Source organism: Micromonospora sp. NPDC049139 (assembly GCF_055586845.1).
Genome location: NZ_JBVJHK010000031.1, coordinates 1 through 16854, shown reverse-complemented (window position 1 = coordinate 16854; position 16854 = coordinate 1). Strand labels below are relative to the sequence as shown.

18 protein-coding genes are annotated in these 16854 nt (G+C 73.2%); 8 read left to right on the top strand and 10 right to left on the bottom strand.

Going from position 1 to position 16854, the window contains the following annotated elements; translation table 11 throughout:
* The first annotated feature begins 187 nt into the window (after positions 1-187).
* Positions 188-955: a helix-turn-helix domain-containing protein gene (locus tag ACZ6Q9_RS31830; RefSeq protein WP_396830817.1), complete on the top strand. Its 768-nt coding sequence runs from the start codon at positions 188-190 to the stop codon at positions 953-955.
* A 229-nt stretch (positions 956-1184) separates the two neighbouring features.
* Here the strand turns inward: ACZ6Q9_RS31830 and ACZ6Q9_RS31825 are convergent, their stop codons facing one another.
* Positions 1185-1607, bottom strand: coding sequence for a hypothetical protein (locus ACZ6Q9_RS31825; protein ID WP_396830815.1), 423 nt, complete (start codon positions 1605-1607; stop codon positions 1185-1187).
* Positions 1608-1996: 389 nt separating this feature from the next.
* Between ACZ6Q9_RS31825 and ACZ6Q9_RS31820 the strand changes: the two genes are divergently transcribed.
* The gene (locus ACZ6Q9_RS31820) at positions 1997-2944 is read left to right on the top strand and encodes a DUF6528 family protein (RefSeq protein ID WP_393306655.1); all 948 of its coding nucleotides are present in this window, start codon (positions 1997-1999) and stop codon (positions 2942-2944) included.
* A 503-nt stretch (positions 2945-3447) separates the two neighbouring features.
* Here ACZ6Q9_RS31820 and ACZ6Q9_RS31815 read toward each other — a convergent pair.
* On the bottom strand, positions 3448-3855 hold the full coding sequence (locus tag ACZ6Q9_RS31815) for a hypothetical protein (protein ID WP_357704394.1): 408 nt from the start codon (positions 3853-3855) through the stop codon (positions 3448-3450).
* 277 nt (positions 3856-4132) lie between these two features.
* Here ACZ6Q9_RS31815 and ACZ6Q9_RS31810 point away from each other — a divergent pair, with 277 nt between their 5' ends.
* Positions 4133-4522: a hypothetical protein gene (locus ACZ6Q9_RS31810; RefSeq protein WP_393452209.1), complete on the top strand. Its 390-nt coding sequence runs from the start codon at positions 4133-4135 to the stop codon at positions 4520-4522.
* A 69-nt stretch (positions 4523-4591) separates the two neighbouring features.
* Here ACZ6Q9_RS31810 and ACZ6Q9_RS31805 read toward each other — a convergent pair whose 3' ends face one another.
* Positions 4592-5551 (bottom strand): sporulation protein, encoded by a 960-nt coding sequence (locus ACZ6Q9_RS31805; RefSeq protein WP_396830812.1) that lies wholly within the window; start codon positions 5549-5551, stop codon positions 4592-4594.
* Positions 5552-5884: 333 nt separating this feature from the next.
* On the opposite strand from ACZ6Q9_RS31805, the gene ACZ6Q9_RS31800 reads away from it, so the two are divergent.
* From ACZ6Q9_RS31800 to ACZ6Q9_RS31785, 4 genes are all read left to right on the top strand, one after another.
* Positions 5885-6277 carry a YciI family protein gene (locus ACZ6Q9_RS31800; RefSeq protein WP_396830865.1) on the top strand — a complete coding sequence of 131 codons (393 nt, stop codon included), beginning with the start codon at positions 5885-5887 and terminating at the stop codon, positions 6275-6277.
* Between the two features lie 66 nt (positions 6278-6343).
* Positions 6344-7540: an RNA polymerase sigma factor gene (locus ACZ6Q9_RS31795; protein WP_396830811.1), complete on the top strand. Its 1197-nt coding sequence runs from the start codon at positions 6344-6346 to the stop codon at positions 7538-7540.
* Positions 7541-7625: 85 nt separating this feature from the next.
* Positions 7626-8588, top strand: coding sequence for a TIGR03557 family F420-dependent LLM class oxidoreductase (locus ACZ6Q9_RS31790; RefSeq protein ID WP_396830809.1), 963 nt, complete (start codon positions 7626-7628; stop codon positions 8586-8588).
* Positions 8585-9442: an alpha/beta fold hydrolase gene (locus tag ACZ6Q9_RS31785; RefSeq protein ID WP_396830808.1), complete on the top strand. Its 858-nt coding sequence runs from the start codon at positions 8585-8587 to the stop codon at positions 9440-9442. The genes ACZ6Q9_RS31790 and ACZ6Q9_RS31785 overlap by 4 nt, the downstream gene beginning before the upstream one ends.
* Positions 9443-9588: 146 nt before the next feature.
* On the opposite strand, the gene ACZ6Q9_RS31780 is transcribed toward ACZ6Q9_RS31785, so the two are convergent.
* From ACZ6Q9_RS31780 to ACZ6Q9_RS31750, 7 genes are all read right to left on the bottom strand, one after another.
* Complete coding sequence (locus ACZ6Q9_RS31780) at positions 9589-10398, bottom strand: hypothetical protein (protein ID WP_466021461.1); 810 nt, start codon at positions 10396-10398, stop codon at positions 9589-9591.
* Between the two features lie 95 nt (positions 10399-10493).
* Entirely contained in the window at positions 10494-11297 is an 804-nt protein-coding gene (locus tag ACZ6Q9_RS31775) for an endonuclease/exonuclease/phosphatase family protein (protein WP_396830805.1), read from the bottom strand.
* An 8-nt stretch (positions 11298-11305) separates the two neighbouring features.
* On the bottom strand, positions 11306-12796 hold the full coding sequence (locus ACZ6Q9_RS31770) for a phosphatase PAP2 family protein (protein WP_396830803.1): 1491 nt from the start codon (positions 12794-12796) through the stop codon (positions 11306-11308).
* Between the two features lie 77 nt (positions 12797-12873).
* Positions 12874-13875, bottom strand: a complete 1002-nt coding sequence (locus tag ACZ6Q9_RS31765; RefSeq protein WP_393265131.1) for a YihY/virulence factor BrkB family protein — start codon at positions 13873-13875, stop codon at positions 12874-12876.
* Complete coding sequence (locus ACZ6Q9_RS31760) at positions 13868-14869, bottom strand: diacylglycerol/lipid kinase family protein (protein ID WP_396830801.1); 1002 nt, start codon at positions 14867-14869, stop codon at positions 13868-13870. The genes ACZ6Q9_RS31765 and ACZ6Q9_RS31760 overlap by 8 nt, the downstream gene beginning before the upstream one ends.
* 109 nt (positions 14870-14978) lie before the next feature.
* Positions 14979-15557, bottom strand: coding sequence for a Clp protease N-terminal domain-containing protein (locus tag ACZ6Q9_RS31755; protein ID WP_396830799.1), 579 nt, complete (start codon positions 15555-15557; stop codon positions 14979-14981).
* A complete protein-coding gene (locus ACZ6Q9_RS31750) occupies positions 15557-15793 on the bottom strand; it encodes an HTH domain-containing protein (protein ID WP_089001290.1) in 237 nt (78 codons plus the stop codon). The genes ACZ6Q9_RS31755 and ACZ6Q9_RS31750 overlap by 1 nt, the downstream gene beginning before the upstream one ends.
* Before the next feature lie 141 nt (positions 15794-15934).
* Here ACZ6Q9_RS31750 and ACZ6Q9_RS31745 point away from each other — a divergent pair, with 141 nt between their 5' ends.
* Positions 15935-16717: a PP2C family protein-serine/threonine phosphatase gene (locus ACZ6Q9_RS31745; RefSeq protein ID WP_393452183.1), complete on the top strand. Its 783-nt coding sequence runs from the start codon at positions 15935-15937 to the stop codon at positions 16715-16717.
* Positions 16718-16854 lie beyond the last annotated feature (137 nt).

The window sequence follows — 16854 nt, the reverse complement described above, 5'->3', positions numbered from 1 at the left end:
CTGGGGCGATGCACCAGCAGGACCTGGGCGTCCTGCGGGTCGACGCTCACCTGGTACCCAACCTGCTCTAGTGCCGCGACTTTGAACGTTGATCGTGTAGTCCATCGGTTCTGAAGACCCGTGAGGCAGGCTGTCTCCCGACGCTTGAGGCTGCGGGAGGTGGTGCCGGGTGGGTAGACGCCCGGAGGTGTTCGTCCGGCAGGTGTCGATGGCCGAGGGCCAGCGGTTACAGCGGATCCGCCGCACGACGAAGGACCCGGTGCAGCTGCGGGCGATCGTGGTGCTGATGTCCGCCCAGGGGCAGCCGGCGCCGGACATCGCCCACCTGTTGAAGGTGACCGAGGACTACGTGCGGGACGTGATCCACGCGTTCAACGAGCGGGGGTTCAACGCGCTAGACCCAAAATGGAGCGGGGACGCACTGCCCGCCGAAGATCCGCATCCGACTCCTCCAGATCGCCCGCTTCTCCCGCGTGCGCGTGGGGTTACGGCGGATGCGCTGGGCACAACGGTGGTCTGGGTCGGTGGCGCGCTCAGTGCCGGCGTGCTGGGCAACGCGGCCTACGACCTGCTCAAGGCCGCTGCCTCGCGTCTGTTACGCCGTGGCAGCCCCAAGGTCCTCAGTCAGCCTCAGGCGGTCCAGATCGCACGGAGGGCTCTGCAAGAACGAGTGGCACAGGCTGAGATCGACAACTTCCCGGAAGTTGAGGTTCTTGAGGTCGCCAAATGGTCTCTCTCGGAGCGTGGGTGGCGGATCCTCCTGCAAGGGCCAGAAGTCCTCGCTAGCGTGGAGATACCCGCAGCCAGTGAACGCAGAGACGCCGTCAAGGCGGTGGTTAGCGTTAGGTTCTCCGGTCGAGCGGCTGGCTCCAGAGGAAGCAAGTTCATGCCGGGCAATCGTGCGGCACGTCCTGGTCCTGATGCTCGTCGACAACCGCCTGGCCATCAGGAGTAGTGCAATACCGTCGATCCGGCCGTGAAGTGTTCGGCAACTCGTCGTCCTGGTCAACGTCGAGTCCGTTCGGCAACTACGCACGGCCTTCCGGCCCGTCCGGGCGGCTGACCGCCCCGGCTGACCGAAGGCCGGGCCGGGGCGGCTTGCCGCCGGGCCGGGTAACCGCGCGCCAGCGCCTTGATCCCATAGAGGCCTCGCCGTAGCTTCCGGACCAAGAACAACTCCAGCCCTAGTCAGAGGCCCTGCGTTCGTCGTCGCTCATGAACTCGTTGTGGCGCCAGCCGCTGCACTGGCCGTTGTAGCAGCCGCAGCCGGGGTACTCGGGGCAGACCATCCCGTTGGTCCAGCCACACTTCTCGCACATCACCTGGTTGACCGGGGAGTCGTACTCGACCTGGGCGTCGGCGAAGGACCAGCCGTTGCACTGCGCGAGATCTTGGATCTCCTGCACCGAGGTGGCGGCCCGGTCGGCGTCCTCGCCGGCGTGGGCCATGCGCAGCGCGACGGCGGCACGGAAGGCGTGCGCCTGGCGCTCGGTCTCCGGCAGGGTCAGGGTGGCCAGCACGCCTTCGCGGGCCTGGGTGTAGGTCTCCCCGGTGCTGTCGCGGCGCTCGATCACCGCGCGGGTGAGCCTGCGGTTGGTCTTCGGCATCGTCAGCTCGCTTCTCGGCGGGGTGCGCCCACGCCCGACCCCACCGACACGAGGTCATGCCCGACAGCGGTGAGAGTTGGTGAGGCGCTGAGTCTGAGACGTCTTCTCCGCTCGTCGCTCGGCCCCGGCGTGGGGGGACGGGCTCCTGGATCGGCTGGCGCAACAGCCGTGCGGGCAGCGTAGCGCAGCCCGGGTGCTGTCCGGTACGCCGCGCGACACCCTGAACGTGGTCGACCGTGACACGCTGTCGCCCATCCAACGCCATCATTGGCAGCCGGTTACCAACCGAATACGCTCGAACACCATCAGTCGTGGTGCAGGCCGACATTCCGTGGGCCGCACCCGTCAACGCCCCCCGACGGGGCTCGTAACACGGGAGGTTCATGGCGATGATGCGATCGGCAGACAGGGCGCGACGGCGGTGGCGCGCGATCGGCGCAACCCTCGGCGCGGCGACGGTGGGCATGGTGGGAGTGCTGGTCGCGCCGACCGGCGCGCAGGCGGCCAGCGACCGGGTCGCGGTGGTCGACCAGCGGTACGGGGTCAGGATCTTCAGCGCCGGCGCCAGCCGGTGGACGGCTGGTTCGGCCCAGTGGTCGTGGAAGCGACCCGCCGGCAGCGGCTGGAAGAACCTCTCCGACGTCAAGTTCCGCAAGCAGGGCTCGCGGTACGTGGTCCTGGTGGCCGCGTCCGGCGGCCGGGCCGGGATCGTCGACTACGCCACCCGCAAGGTGCGGTACCAGGTCACGCCAGGCGGCAACCCGCACGCCATCGAACTGCTGCCCAACGGCGCTGTCGTGGTCGCCTCCTCCGATCCCGGCAAGCTCACCCTCTACGGCAAGGGCCGGACCAGCCCGGCCGCCACGAAGGCGTTCGCCAAGGCGCACGCCGTCTACTGGGACAGCGCCATCAAGCGCCTCTGGGCCGCCGGCGGCACCCGGCTGTGCAGCTACAAGGTGAGCGGCACGGCCATCGCTCCTAAACTCACCAACGCCGCCTGCCGGACGGTCACCGGAAACGTGCACGACCTGTCACCGGTCTACGGCACCTCCGCCAACCTGTGGATGAGCAACACCAGCCACGTTTACCGGTACGACATCAACCGCAACCGATTCCAGCGGGCACCCGGCTACATCGACACAAGCAAGATCAAGAGTGTCGGTAACCACTCCGGCGGGCTGGTCTTCACCACCAAGGTCGGCGGTGCGAACGGCGACGGCACCTACGGCAACGGCAACGTCTGGCTGTACCGGCTGAACGGTTCCTACGTCGGCAACCGCTACCTCTCCGGGGCGGCGATCTACAAGGCCCGGCCAGTGGTCTGGAGCTACCGGTAGCCACGGGTGGCGGGTGCCCGCCGGGTCTCCTAGGCCTGCCGGCAGGCCCTTCGGGGAGGAGAGTGGTGGGGGCGCCCCCACGTGGTCCGGGTCGGGCCACTCCCGCCGGGGCACCGGACGCGCCGGTGGCCCACGGGTAGGTCCGCTACCGGGGCTGCACGTCGGGGTCGGCGCTCACCGCTTGCCGCCCGGCCGGTCGGTGCGGGCCTGGTCGAGCTGGGCTTGCAGACGCTCGGCGCGGGCCTCGGCGGCCTGGGCTTCGCCGTAGCTTCCGGACCAAGAACAACTCCAGCCCTAGTCAGAGGCCCTGCGTGAACGCCTGGAGTTGTGATCGTCATCCCCTGCTTGAACAGCGCTGGAGTTGTTTTTGGTCCGGAAGCTACCGGCAGGCCATGACGCCGCTGGCCGGTACCCCGCACAGTGGTGCCGGCCAGCGGCGTCCTCGCCTCCGACCGTCAGTGGTCCCGCCTACGCCGTTGGGCGGGTGGGGCCGCGACCGGTGGTCATTCGTTGGTGAAGTTGCCGACCTGGCTGGCGGTGCTGGACTGGTCGCTGGTGGAGCCACCGGCAGGGGTGCTCATGCCGCCGGTGGTGGCGTCGCCCGTGGTCGTCGGGGCCACCTTGCCGCGGTGTCGCTCGGGCTGCCGGGCCAACCGCCGGGCGCTGGCCGGGCCGGCGGTGCCGCCGGTCGTGGTGATCGCGCCCTGCCCCCGGGTGGGGCCCCCGTCGCGCAGCACGTCCGGGTCGACCGGGACGTGGGCCGGGTCGTCCGGGTCCTCGTCCTGGATGACCCGCTGCACGTCGGTGGGGGGTACGGTCACCTCGTCCAGGACGCCCTCGCCGTACACGCCGCCGGCGATCCGGTCCTCGGCCCGCCGGGCGGCATCCTGTCGCATGTCGTCCTCACGCACGTCCATCACCTCACAGAAGTGTCGGTACGGGTGCGTGCCCGGGCGACCGCCCGGCAAACCCGCGCGGCCGGGCCGGCCGCCGTACCCCGTCCGTGGCGCGCGCCCCGCGCGACCCCAGCGGACCGGATTTTCCCGGCCGCCGGCGGGTGTTACTGCCCCCGCCGGGTCGGGTAGACGGCGGGTGCCCTCGCCATGAACGCGAACCGTGCCGTGGCCGAAACGCGGTAGCGGGGGGAGGGAATGCAGGTACGACTCATCGCATCCTGAGGAGGACAAGATGAGCACGCAGGCTGCATCCACCAGGCCGATGAACCGGCCGGTGCAGGAAGCACCCAACCGGGCGATGCAGGACCGGGCCATGCAGGAGACGCCCACCCGCCCGATGCCGATCGTGCCCGACGGACGTCGGGAAGCCATGCAGGCACCCGGCACGGAGACCAAGCCGTCGCTGCGGACCACCGAGTTCTGGGTCTACATCGCGGCCGTGATCGGCGTGCTGGCCGCCTCACAGCTGGTCGGGAAGAACTCGGCCGGGGTGGACATCTTCCGGGCCCCCAACGCGTGGTTCATGATCACGCTGCTGACCCTCGGCTACCTGGGTAGCCGTGGTCTGGCCAAGGCCGGCAGCAACTGGCGCAGCAGTGAGGAGCGCAAGGCCCGGCACTGACCGGGTACCGCGCGCCACAGCACGCGGTGGCCTCCGGGGCGTACGTCCCGGAGGCCACCGTCGTGTGTCCTACTCCTCGAAGCCGCCGAAGTCCTCGGCGAAGTCGCCCTCGATCGCGTCCTCGATCATCTCTCCGGCGACCATGCCGCCGACGAGACCGAGCGCGGCACCGGCGACCACGCCGCCCATGCCAGGGCCCCGGCCGTGCCCGTGGCCGTGCCCGTGCCCGCCGAAGCCCTGCGCGCGCAGGCTGCCGTAGCGCGAGGTGGTCTCCCGCAGCCAGCCGTCGACGACCTGGACCCAGTCCGTCCGGTCGGCGTCAGCGAACGAGACCCGGTAGTGGCCGAAGGCGTCGTGCCCGGCGGTGAGGAACCCGCCGCGCTTGTCGCACTCCAGGATCACCTCGACGCCGTGCGGGCTGGTGACGAAGGTCAGCTCGACCTCGTTGATGGTCGACGCGTACTGGGGCGAGGCGAAGAACTCGATCTCCTGGTAGAACGGCAGCGTCTGCTGCGTGCCCCGGATGTGGCCGCGTTCCAGGTCGGCGTGCTTGAAGCGGAACCCGAGCTGCTGGAACGCCTCCAGGATCCGCTCGTGCACCGGCAGCGGGTGCACGTTGACCTGGTCGAGGTCGCCCTTGTCCACCGCCCGGGCGATCGCCAGCTCGGTGCGCAGCCCCATCGTCATGCCGCGCAGCCGCTGGCCGTACACGTCGGTGATCGGGGTCTCCCACGGCACCGGGAGCTGGAACGGCAGGGAGAGCTGCTGCTTCGGGGCGAGCTGGAACGCGCCGCTGACCGGCAGCCGGTGGAACTCCATGATGCCGGCGTACTCGGTGTCGCCGCCCTCGATCTCGACCCGGGTGACCAGGCTGACGACGACCTGCTCGACGTTGGCCGGGGCGTCGCCGCCGACCAGGTTCACCTGGCCCTCCAGGGTCAGGCCGGGCCGGGTGTTCGGGTTGGTCAGGACGGTGTCGACGCTCGGCCCACCCACACCGAACGCGCTCAGCATCTTCTTGAAGACCATCGGAACTCCCGCAGAATCACGCCGCACTCCACCCTGGAGCGGGTCGTTGACTGCTCGGACCCTATCCGGCACCGCTGTGAAGTGCCTGTGAGGGCACGCCGGCCGGCGTAGGGCAGACGCTCCTGCTGGAACTCACCGCCACCAACGGGTAGCGGACGACGGACGGCGGGCGGCGGGCGGCGGGCGGCGGGCGGCGGGCGGCGGGCGGCGGGCGGCGGCGAAATTTCTCGGAATTTCTTCGGCCGGGATGTCGAGGACCGGTGTGCCGGCTTCTACCTGTGGGTGAGAGCACCGATGATGGTGCGCAGTCGTGAGGAGCCAGACGTGAAGTACATGTTGCTCATGCAGTTCAGCGCCGCCGGCACGGACTTCCCCTCGATCGACACCTGGGCGCCGGAGGAGATCCGGGCGCACATCGGTTTCATGGCCGAGGTCAACGCCAAGCTGGTTGCCGACGGCGAACTGGTCGACGGCCAGGGGCTCGCCGCGCCCGACCAGGCGAAGATCGTCCGGGCGGGCTCCGACGGTGCGCCCGTGGTCACCGAGGGGCCGTTCGCCGAGACCAAGGAGTTCCTCGCCGGCTTCTGGATCGTGGACTGCGACAGCCCCGAGCGGGCCGTGGCGATCGCCGCGCACATCTCGACCGCGCCCGGCCCCGGCGGCCGGCCGCTGAACATGCCGATCGAGGTGCGCCCGGTCATGTCGGCCCCGCCACTGGAGATGTGACGACTGGACGCCGCCGAACCATCCGTCGAGGACCTGCTGCGCGAGCTGGCGCCGCAGGTCCTCGGCGTGCTCAGCCGCCGTTTCGGCGACTTCGCCACCGCCGAGGACGCCGTGCAGGAGGCGCTGCTGGCGGCGGCGACCCAGTGGCCGGTCGAGGGGACGCCGGACAACCCCCGCGGCTGGCTGATCCAGGTCGCGTACCGCCGGATGGTCGAACTGGTCCGCGGCGAGACGGCCCGGCGGCGGCGTGAGGACCTCGTCGCCCGCCGCGAGCCGGACGACCGGCGCGCCGCGCCGCCGCCGGACGAGGAGCTGACCGCCGACCGGGACGACACGCTGACCCTGCTCTTCCTCTGCTGCCATCCGGCGCTCTCGCCGGCCTCGGCGATCGCGCTGACCCTGCGCGCGGTCGGCGGGCTCAGCACGGCCGAGATCGCCCGCGCCTTCCTCGTGCCCGAGGCCACCATGGCGCAGCGGATCAGCCGCGCCAAGCAGCGCATCCGCGGCTCCGGCCTCCCGTTCCGGATGCCCGAGCCGGCCGACCGGGAGGCCCGGCTGGCCGCGGTGCGGCACGTGCTCTACCTGATCTTCACCGAGGGGCACACCGCCAGCCTGGGCGCCGACCTGCGCCGGGTGGACCTGTCCGAGGAGGCGATCCGGCTGACCCGGGCGCTGCACGCGCTCCTGCCCGACGACAGCGAGGTGGCCGGCCTGCTCGCGCTGATGCTGCTCACCGACGCCCGCGCCGCCGCGCGGACCGGCCCGTCCGGCGAGTTGGTCTCCCTGGCCGACCAGGACCGCAGCCGGTGGGACGCGGCGGCGATCGCCGAGGGGGTCGCGCTGGTGACCCGGGCCCTGCCCCGCGGGCCGGTCGGGCCGTACCAGATCCAGGCGGCCATCGCCGCGCTGCACGACGAGGCGCCCAGCACCGGGGAGACCGACTGGCCGCAGATCCTCGCCCTCTACGAGGTGTTGGAACGCTTCTCCGGCAACCCGGTCGTCGCCCTCAACCGCGCGGTGGCAACCGCCATGGTGCACGGCCCGGCGGCGGGCCTGGCGGCCCTCGACGCGCTGGACGCCGACCCCCGGCTCGCCGGGCACCACCGGCTGCCCGCCGCCCGCGGGCACCTGCGCGAGATGGCCGGCGACCGGGAGGGCGCGGTGGCCGCGTACCGGGCTGCGGCCGCCCTGACCACGAGCCTGCCCGAGCAGCGCTACCTGACCATGCGCGCCGCCCGCCTCGCCGCCGGACCGGAGGGTTGACCGGCGCTGCCGGGGGTATCCGTTGATGATCCGCCCGGGTCCGGCCGCCGAGCCGGGAGGGGAGACGGCTCGGAAGGAGAACGCCATGGTCACCGTCGGCTACACCCTGTTGTGCGAGCAGGCCGGCCCCAAGCACCTGGTCGACTACGCGGTGCGGGCGGAGGCGGCCGGCTTCGACCAGCTCGTCATCTCCGACCACTACTACCCGTGGCTGGATTCGCAGGGCCACTCCCCGTACGCCTGGTCCGTGCTCGGCGCGGTCGCGCACGCCACCAGCCGGGCGGAGCTGATGTCCTTCGTGACCTGCCCGATCCGCCGTTACCACCCGGCGGTCGTGGCGCAGAAGGCCAGCACCGTCGGGGTGCTCTCGGACGGCCGGTTCACCCTCGGCCTCGGCGCCGGCGAGAACCTCAACGAGCACGTGGTCGGCGGCTGGCCGCACGTGCAGCAGCGGCACGAGATGTTCGAGGAGGCGCTCCAGATCATCCGGCCCCTGCTCAACGGGGAGACGCTGACCTTCTCCGGCAACCACTACGACGTGCCCGACGCCTACGTGTGGGACCGGCCGGACCGCCCGGTGCCGATGGCGATCGCCGCCTCGGGCCGGCAGTCGGCCACCCTCGCCGCCGAGTACGGCAACGGCGTCGTCGCCACCGAGCCCGACCCGCACATCATCGAGATGTACGAGGACGCCGGCGGCGCCGGGCGGCCCCGCTACGGGCAGGTGGCCATCTGCTACGGCCCGGACGAGGCGGAGTGCCGCAAGATCGTGCACGACCAGTTCCGCTGGTTCGGGATGGGCTGGAAGGTCAACGCGGACCTGCCCGGGCCGGAGTCGTTCGCCGCCGCCACCCAGTTCGTCCGCGAGGAGGACGTGGCCGCGGGGATCTCCTGCGGGCCCGACGTGGACCGGCACGTCGAGGCGTTCAAGAAGTTCGTCGACGCGGGCTTCACCCACGTGGCGATCGTGCAGGTGGGCGGCGGGACGCAACCCATGTTCCTGGACTGGGCGCAGGATCAGTTGCTGCCGAGGCTGCGCGAGCTGTGAGGATCTCGCCGACCCGGCGGCCCCGGGCGACCCCGCCCGGCCGGTTCGGACCGGCCGAGCTGCGCCTCGCGCTGGCCGCGCCGCGCCCGGCCGCCGGCCTGACCAGCGAGTGGCGGCTGGTCGACGGGATCCGTACGCACACCCGCCGCACGGCCGGCCCGGGCACCGGCGCCACACCCGTCGTGCTGGTGCACGGGCTGGCGGTGTCCCACCGCTACCTGACCCCACTCGCCCTGGCGCTGGCCGACACCCACCCCGTGTACGCGCCGGACCTGCCCGGCTTCGGGCTCACCGAGCGCCCCGGCACGGCGTACGACGTGGCCCGGCACGCCAACCACCTGGCCGCCTGGCTGGCCGCGTACCGGATGCCGCCGGTCTGCCTGGTCGGGCACTCGTTCGGCGCGGAGGTCGTCGCGGCGTTGGCCGCCCGCCAGCCCGACGCGGTCCGGGCCCTGGTGCTCGCCGGGCCGACCAGCGACCCGGCCGCCCGGTCCCGGCGGGGACAGTTCGGGCGGTGGCTGGTGGACACCCTGCGGGAGGCGCCGTTACAGGCGCCGATCCTGCTCCGGGACGTCGTGGACGCCCGCCCGTGGCGCGTCCACGCGACGCTGGCGCACTCGGTACGCAACGGCGTCGAGGCGGACCTGGTCCGGATCACCGCGCCGACCCTGGTGGTCGCCGGCTCCCGGGACCCGGTGGTGCCGGCGTCCTGGCGGTCGCAGGTGGGCCGGCTGGTGCCGCACGCCCGCATGCTCACCGTCCCGGGCGCCGCGCACAACGTCGCGACCACCGCGCCGGCGCAGGTCGCCGACGCGATCCGTGCCCTGCTCGCCCCGTCCCTGACGAACAGGTGATCACATGCGCATCGGCAACACGGAGATCCGCCCCGCCGGCGGCGGCCTCGGCTGCCTCCTGATGATCCTCTTCTCGATCGTCGCCTCGATCGTCCTGACCGTCCTGCTCAACCTGGTCCTGTGACCCGCGTTCGCCCGCCCCCTGGTCAGCGGCGCAGGCCGAGGGCGGCCAGCACCTCGCGGGTCGCCTGGCGGACCGGGTCGACGACGCTGCCGCGCAGCCAACGGGCGACCGGCGACACCGTCGCCCGCCACGCGGCGGCGACCGCCCGGCCCACCGGACGCATGGCGTTCCGCCACAGCCAGCCCGCCGCGAGCACGAACGGCCGCAGGGTGAGCGCGTAGCACCACCACAGCAGCCGGCCGGTCATCCGCCATGCCCACGCCGCCGCGTCGAGCAGCACCCGGCCGACGGCCAGCAGCCACCGGCCCAGCGCGGCGAGCCCGGCCGCCAGCAGGCGCCCGAGCGGGGCGAGGAGCCGGGCAAGCCAGCGCAGCGGCAGCCAGACCAGGTGGTACGCCAGCCAGGCCAACGGCACCCACACCACCGTCCGGGCCAGCCAGGCCAGCCCGCGGGCAAGCCACACCAGCGGCACCCACACCACCGCCCGGACCAGCCAGGCCAGCCCGCGGGCGAGCCACACCAGCGGCACCCACACCACCGCCCGGACCAGCCAGGCCAGCCCGCGGGCGAGCCACACCAGCGGCAGCCACAGCAGGTGACGCAGCAGCCAGCCGACCGGGCGCAGCAGCCAGCGGTCCAGGAACCGACCGACCGGCGCGAGCAGCCAGCGGTGCAGCCACCCGCAGACGGCGGCGACCAGCTCCCAGACCAGCCGCACGGGCACGACCACGACCAGCGCGATCCCCCGGGCGACGGCCACGACCAGCGGCGCGGCTCCAGAAGTGGCGGATGGTCCGGTGGCGCGCGGAGCCGGGCCCGGCGAGTCGATCACCGGCACACGGTAACCAGCCCCGGCAAGCACCCGGCGGCGGGCACGTCGAGGCGGCCGGATGGCCGACGGGTCGGCCGGGTGACCGACCGGGTCGGTCAGGCCGGGTCGAGGGCCAGGTCCGCGACGAGCGGGTAGTGGTCGGAGGCGTACTCGGTGTCGCCGCCCCGGACCACCCGACAGTCCCGCACCCGGGCGGCCAGCGCCGGGGTGCCGAACAGGTAGTCCAGCCGCATGCCGGAGAACTCCGCGCCGCCGCCGTGCCGGGTCGGCGCGGTCAGCCCGGCGTCGGGCGTGCCGGCCGCCGCGTACAGGTCGGCCAGGCCGACGGCGAGCAGTCGGGCCACCGCCCGGGTGTCCACCGTCCGCCCGTCCCGACGCAGGTGACGGCGGCGGTACGCGGCGGGGAGCCGGGCGATCCGGTCGCCGTGGTCGGCGACGGGGTCGAGGGTGTTCAGGTCCCCGGCGAGCAGCCCCAGCTCCCCCGGCGCACGGCGCAGCGCGGCCTCGGCCCAGCCCGCCTCGACGCGCCGGCGCAGCCCCGAGTAGGGATCGAGGTGGACGCTCAGCACGGTCAGCGGGCCGGCGTCGGTCGCCACGGTGACCCGCTGCGCGGCGTGGTGGAACGGCCGGTGCACCCGGGCGGCGGCGAGGGCGCGCAGCGACGGCCGGAGCAGCACCGCCACCGGCTGGCCGAAGCAGGAACGGGCGAGGTGGGGCCGCATCCCCACCCGGTCCGCGAAGTCGCCGAGCACGTCGCCCGAGTCGAAGTCCCGCAGTTCCTGCAACGCCAGCACGTCCGGCCGCTGCGCGGCGACGACCCGCGCCAGCCGGTCCCGGCGGTCGACGCCGCCCCGGTCCCGGCCGCCGGTCCGGATGTTCCAGCTCATCACCCGCAGCATCGGTGCCGTCAGTCCACCCGGGCGGCCTTGGCCAGCTCGTCGTCGAGGGTGTGCACGTCCTCGGACTCGATGCTGGGCCGGTTGCCCTCGCGCAGGTCCTCGTTGGGGCGGACGACCCAGTAGAGCAGCCCGATCCATCCGGTGGTGAGGATGATCGCGCCCATGACGTCGGTGGGGTGGTGCATCCCCCGGTACATCCGGGAGATCGCCACGGCGGCCGGCATCGCCACCGCCAGCGCCACGAAGATCCACCGCCACCACCGGTCCGTACGCGGGACGACGATGATCGCGACGGCGACCCAGACGCAGAGCGTGGCGGCGATGTGGCCGGACGGGAACGACGAGGTCGGCATCGGGCCGTCGAGGTTGCCCACCGGCGGGCGCGGCCGGTCGACCGCGGCGGCGGCGGCGAGGAAGAGGCTCAGCTCGCCGAACATGGTCAGGGCGACGAACAGCACCGGCCGCCAGCGCCGCCACACGGCCAGCACTAGCGGGCAGAAGACCAGCGAGATGAGCAGGATGGCGTGCGTGTCGCCGGCCTTGCTCCACCACCAGCTCAGGTCGTCCCGGTCGGGGGTGCGGTGCTCCGCGAACCACCTCGGCACGTCGGTGTCGAGAGTGGCGAAGAGGGTGCCGCCGGCGTGGTAGCTGACGAACATGCCGAAGCCGTAGAGCGCGCCGAGGACCAGCACCCACCCGACGACCAGCTCGAACACGGCCGCCCGGGGGTGCGGTAGCAGGTGCGCCTCGTCGGGGGCGGGGGCCACCTCGTGCGCGGCCTCCGGCTCCAGCCCCTCGGTCAGCGCCGGGACCGGCCGGCCCCGCTCCAACCGCCACAGCCGGAAGGCGTACGCGGTGACGCCGAGCCAGGCGGCGCCGAGCAGCCAGGCCCCGAGCACGTCGGAGACGAAGTGCACGCCCAGCGCGATCCGGGTCAGCCCGATCAGGAACACGACGGCGGCGACCAGGACGATCGCGGGCCTGCGCCAGCGGCGCGACATGGCCGGCAGGAAGACCAGCAGCAGCGCCCCGTACGCGACCATCGAGCCGAGCGCGTGCCCGCTGGGGAAGCTGTCCCCGGCGTAGCTGCCGATCGGCACCTCCACCTCGGGGCGCAGCCGGTCGACCAGCGTCTTGAGCGCTGGGTCGAGGATCAGCGCGCCGAGACCGGTGACGATCAGGAACACCGCGAGCCGGCCCTGCCGGCGGATCAGCAGGCCGACCACGGCGACCGACACCAGCCAGACGATGACCGCCCGACCGCCGAGGTCGGTGAGCGCGTTGAGCATGGTCACCAGCGGCCCGTGCGGGGCGACCAGGTCGTTGAGCCAGGCGGCCACGCCGTGGTCGACGTCGTACAGCGGGGTCCACCGGGTCCGGACCAGGACGAGGAGCACCCCGAAGCCGACCCCGGCGCCGAGCACGACCGCCAGGCCGGCGAGCGTCCGCTCGGTGAAGTGACCCAGGGGTCGACGCAACGCCTCTTTGACCGCGGCCACGGCAGCCTCCCTCTCGCTCCTGGCGTGCCGCAATACCCGATCGGCGCTGCGCGTACACCGGGGGTGTCCGGAACGGACTACAGGGAGGTCATGTCGCCGGTGTCGTGGAGCTGGTCGCGTTCGGCCTCGGGCTCCCAGAGGTCCGGCTGGGCGGGCTCGCGCACCCCGATCCGCAGCGCCTCCAGCTGGGCGGCGAAGGAGAGCCCGCCGAAGAGCGCCATGCCGGTCAGGTTCGCCCACAGCAGCAGCGCCATCATGCCGGTCAGCGCGCCGTAGGTCTGGCCGAACCCGTCGCTGAACCGCACGTACGCGGCGAGCAGCAGGCTGGCCACCCACCACAGCGCGGTGGCGATCCCGGCGCCGAAGAAGAGCCAGGACAGGCCGGGCTGGTTGCGGCGAGGCGCGTGCCGGAAGAGCACCGCGACGGCCAGCACGGTCAGCCCGAGACTGAGCGGCCAGCGCACCACGTCCCAGACACCGTTCGCGAGTTCGCCCCAGGCGTAGTGCCGCTGCACCGAGTCACCCATCGGGCCACCGCCGACGAGGATCAGGAACCCAGTCAGCGCCGGTACGCCGGCGGTGAGGGCGAGGACGGCGGCGCGGACGTACTTCCACAGCGCCGGGCGGTCCCGTTCCACGCCGTAGATCCGGTTGGCCCCGCGCTCGATCTGCGCCATCGTGCTGGTCAGCGCGACCAGACCGGTGATCAGGCCGAGGCTGAGCGCCAGCTCCCCGGCGCGTTCGGTGCGGTCGCCCTCGCCGAGCAGCTCGGCCACCACCGGCTCGCTCGCCCCGGGGGTGAGTGCGAGCACCGTGTCGGCGACGACCTGGCCGCCCTCCTCCACGCCGAGTTCGCTGATCAGGCCGGTCAGCGCGATCATGAACGGCACCACGGCGAGGCACAGTTGCAGCGCGAACGCGCGGGAGTGGCTGAAGCCGTCGCCGTAGCGGAACCGGATGAAGGCGTCCCGCAGCAGGTGCCAGCCGCCCTGCCGGCGCAGCGTGTGCCAGGCGTCGTCGGCGTTGAGCTCCTCGTCGGGCATCAGCCGGGTCTCCGGCACGATCCTGGTGCTACTCACGGTGCGCCTCGTCGATGAGCTGCTCGCCCCGTTCTCCGGCCGCCTGCGCGTCCTCGGCCAGGTCGGGGGCCTGCTCGGGCTGCGGCACGCAGAGCCAGAGCGCCCGCCGCCGGATCTCGGCCTTTAGGGTGCGGCCCGGCTCGATGAGGTCGCCGTCGAGCTCCCGGGGCTGGGCCCGGTTGCTGGTGATCTCCACGCGCCGGCCCCGGAAGACCTCCATCCGGGGCACGCGGTCCTGCCGGCGTACGACGGCCCAGCCGAGCGCCAGCCAGTGCCGCAGCGTACGCGGGGTGAGCACGGCGACGTCGAGGTAGCCGTCGTCGGGCTCGGCGTCGGTGAGCAGGCGCACCCCGCCCTGGAGGCGCCCGACGTTGGCGATCAGCACGGAGCGGGCCCGCCGGCGGATCGGCTGTTGGTCATCGATGCGGATGGACACCTTCATCGGTCGGTCGCGCAGGTGCTTGGCGGCCCCCACCACGTACGCCGGCCAGCCGATCCGCTTCTTGGTGGTCTCCGAGGTGGCGGCGAGCATCTGGGCGTCGAAGCCCATGCCGGCCATCACGGTGAAGTAGTGGTCCTCGACCGCGCCGACGTCGAGCAGCCGGCGACCGCGCTCGACGGCGACCTCCAGCCCGGCGGCCAGGTCCCCGGAGAGGCCCAGGTTGGCCGCGAGCAGGTTGCCGGTGCCCTGCGGGAGCACGGCGAGCGCGACGTCGGTGCCGACCAGGCCGCTGACGCAGGACATCACGGTGCCGTCGCCGCCGCAGGCGAAGACCACGTCCACGCCGGCCTCGACCGCTTTTTCGGTCTGGCCGCGGCCCGGGTCCTCGACCGTGGTCTCGAACCAGAGCGGCTCGGGCCAGCCGGCGGCGGCGAGGGCGTCGTGGACCGTCCGGTGCAGCTCGTCGAGGTCGGCCACCTTCACGGGGTTGACCACCACGGCGGAGCGCAGGCCGCCGTGGTGGGCAGCGCGCCTGTCCTGTCGAGGATCCACGGCGCCAGTGTGCAGCAGATCCGGTGTGGCAGCGAGCCGGCGACGCGGTGACGTTACGCGCAGCGAGAACAGGTTTACGATCCCGCCCCGGGTCGCCGGCTCCGGGGGCTCAGGCCGCCGCCCGCAGCGCGGTCTCCACCCGCCGGCGCAGGTCGTCCAGGTCGGCCCCGGCCTCGGTGAGCACCAGCGCACCCAGCCCCCGCCCCTCGCGGAGCACCCCGAGCAGGATGTGCTCGGTGCCGATGTGGCGGTGGCGCAGCCGCAGCGCCTCCCGCAGCGACAGCTCCAACACCTTCTTGGCGCGGGAGGAGAAAGGCCCGCCCGCGTACCGTCGGCGGCCCCAGCGGCGGCGCGGCGCCGGCACCGCCTCGCGCAGCGCGCCCGGGCCGAACGAATCCTCGATCCGGGCCACGATCGCGGCCAGGTCGATGCCGATCTCCCGCAGGGCGGCGGCGTCGGCGTCGGCGAGGCCGGTGCCGCCCCGCTCGGTGTGCCGGCGGACGCGGGCCCGCAGGTCGTCGGCGCGGACGCCGGCCTCGGCGAGCACCCGCGCGGCGAGGCTGTCCCCGTCGGCGAGGAGGGCGAGTAGCAGGTGCTCGGTGCCGACCGGCCGTTGGCCCTCGGCCCGGGCCTCGTCCCGGGCGACTCGCACGACGGTGCGGGCCCGGTCGGTGAACCGTTCGAACATCACGCCTCCCAGGAGGATCCGACCGCCGGTCGCCCGGCGTGCTTCTTGTGGACCGCCTGCCGGCTGACCTCGAGCTCGTCGGCGATCTCCTGCCAGGACCAGCCCTGTCGACGGGCGTTGTCCACCTGGACCACCTCGAGCCGTTCGAGCAGCCGGCGCAGCGCGCGGACGGCGCGCAGCCCGACCCGGGGGTCGGTGCTGCCGGCTGCCGCGGCGAGTTCCGTTGCCTGACTCATGTCGTCAACTTACGTTGACATCCGTCACCCTGTCAACCCATGTTGACACCCGAGTTCGGCTCGCCCGGTGCTACCGTCCGCCGGTGTCCAGCCTTCGCCCGCCGGCCCGCCAAGGCTCCCGTGCCCGATGCCGAGGTCCCCGTGTCCGATGAGGTTCCCGCGCCCGCCGAGCCGCGCCACCATCCGCTCGGCGAGATCACGGTGGAGACCGTCGGCGGCAGCGTCGTCGGCAACCGCTATCCGGCCAACTTCGACGTGCTGCACGTCGACCCGGCCCTGCCGTTCGCGGCGGTGGCCGACGGGATGGGCGCCGGCGAGGGCAGCCGCCGGGCCGGCACCACGGCGATGGGCACCCTGGTCGCACAGGTCCGGGCCGCCTGGCCCGACGTCGGCCCCCGGCAGTTGCGCGCCGCCGTGGCCGGCGTCCAGTCGGCCGTACGCGCCGCCGGCGCGGGCCTGGCGGAGCTGACCGGCTGCACCCTGACCGCCCTGCTCGTCGAGCCCGACGGCGGCCAGGGCTGGCTCCTCCAGCTCGGCGACTCCCGCGCGTACCGGCTGCGCGACGGCCTGCTCGAGCTGATGACCGTCGACCACACGGCGGCCTGGCTGGGCGTGCTGCACGGCTGGTACCCGGCCGACTCCCCCGCCGCCGCCCGCGCCCGCTACCAGCTGACCCGCTACGCCGGGCACCCGGGCGAGCCGGAGGCGGACCTGCTCGCCGTGTCGCTGCGCCCCGGCGACGTATGGCTGCTCTGCACCGACGGGGTCAGCGACCAGGTCGACTACCACCTGACCCGGAAGCTGCTGGCGGCGCCACGACCGGAGGAGGCGGTCCGGGACCTGCTGGGCGCCACCCTGGAGGCCGGCGGCGACGACAACGCCACCGCCGTGATCGTCCGGGTCCACGCCGCCACGCCCCACTGAGACGGTCGGAGGCGAGGACGCCGCTGGCCGGTACCCCGCACGGGGGTACCGGCCAGCGGCGTCATGCACCTGTCGTCAGCTGTTCCAGTGTTCGGCGACGAGGTCGGCGGCCTGCTGCTCCCACTGGGCGTAGTGGT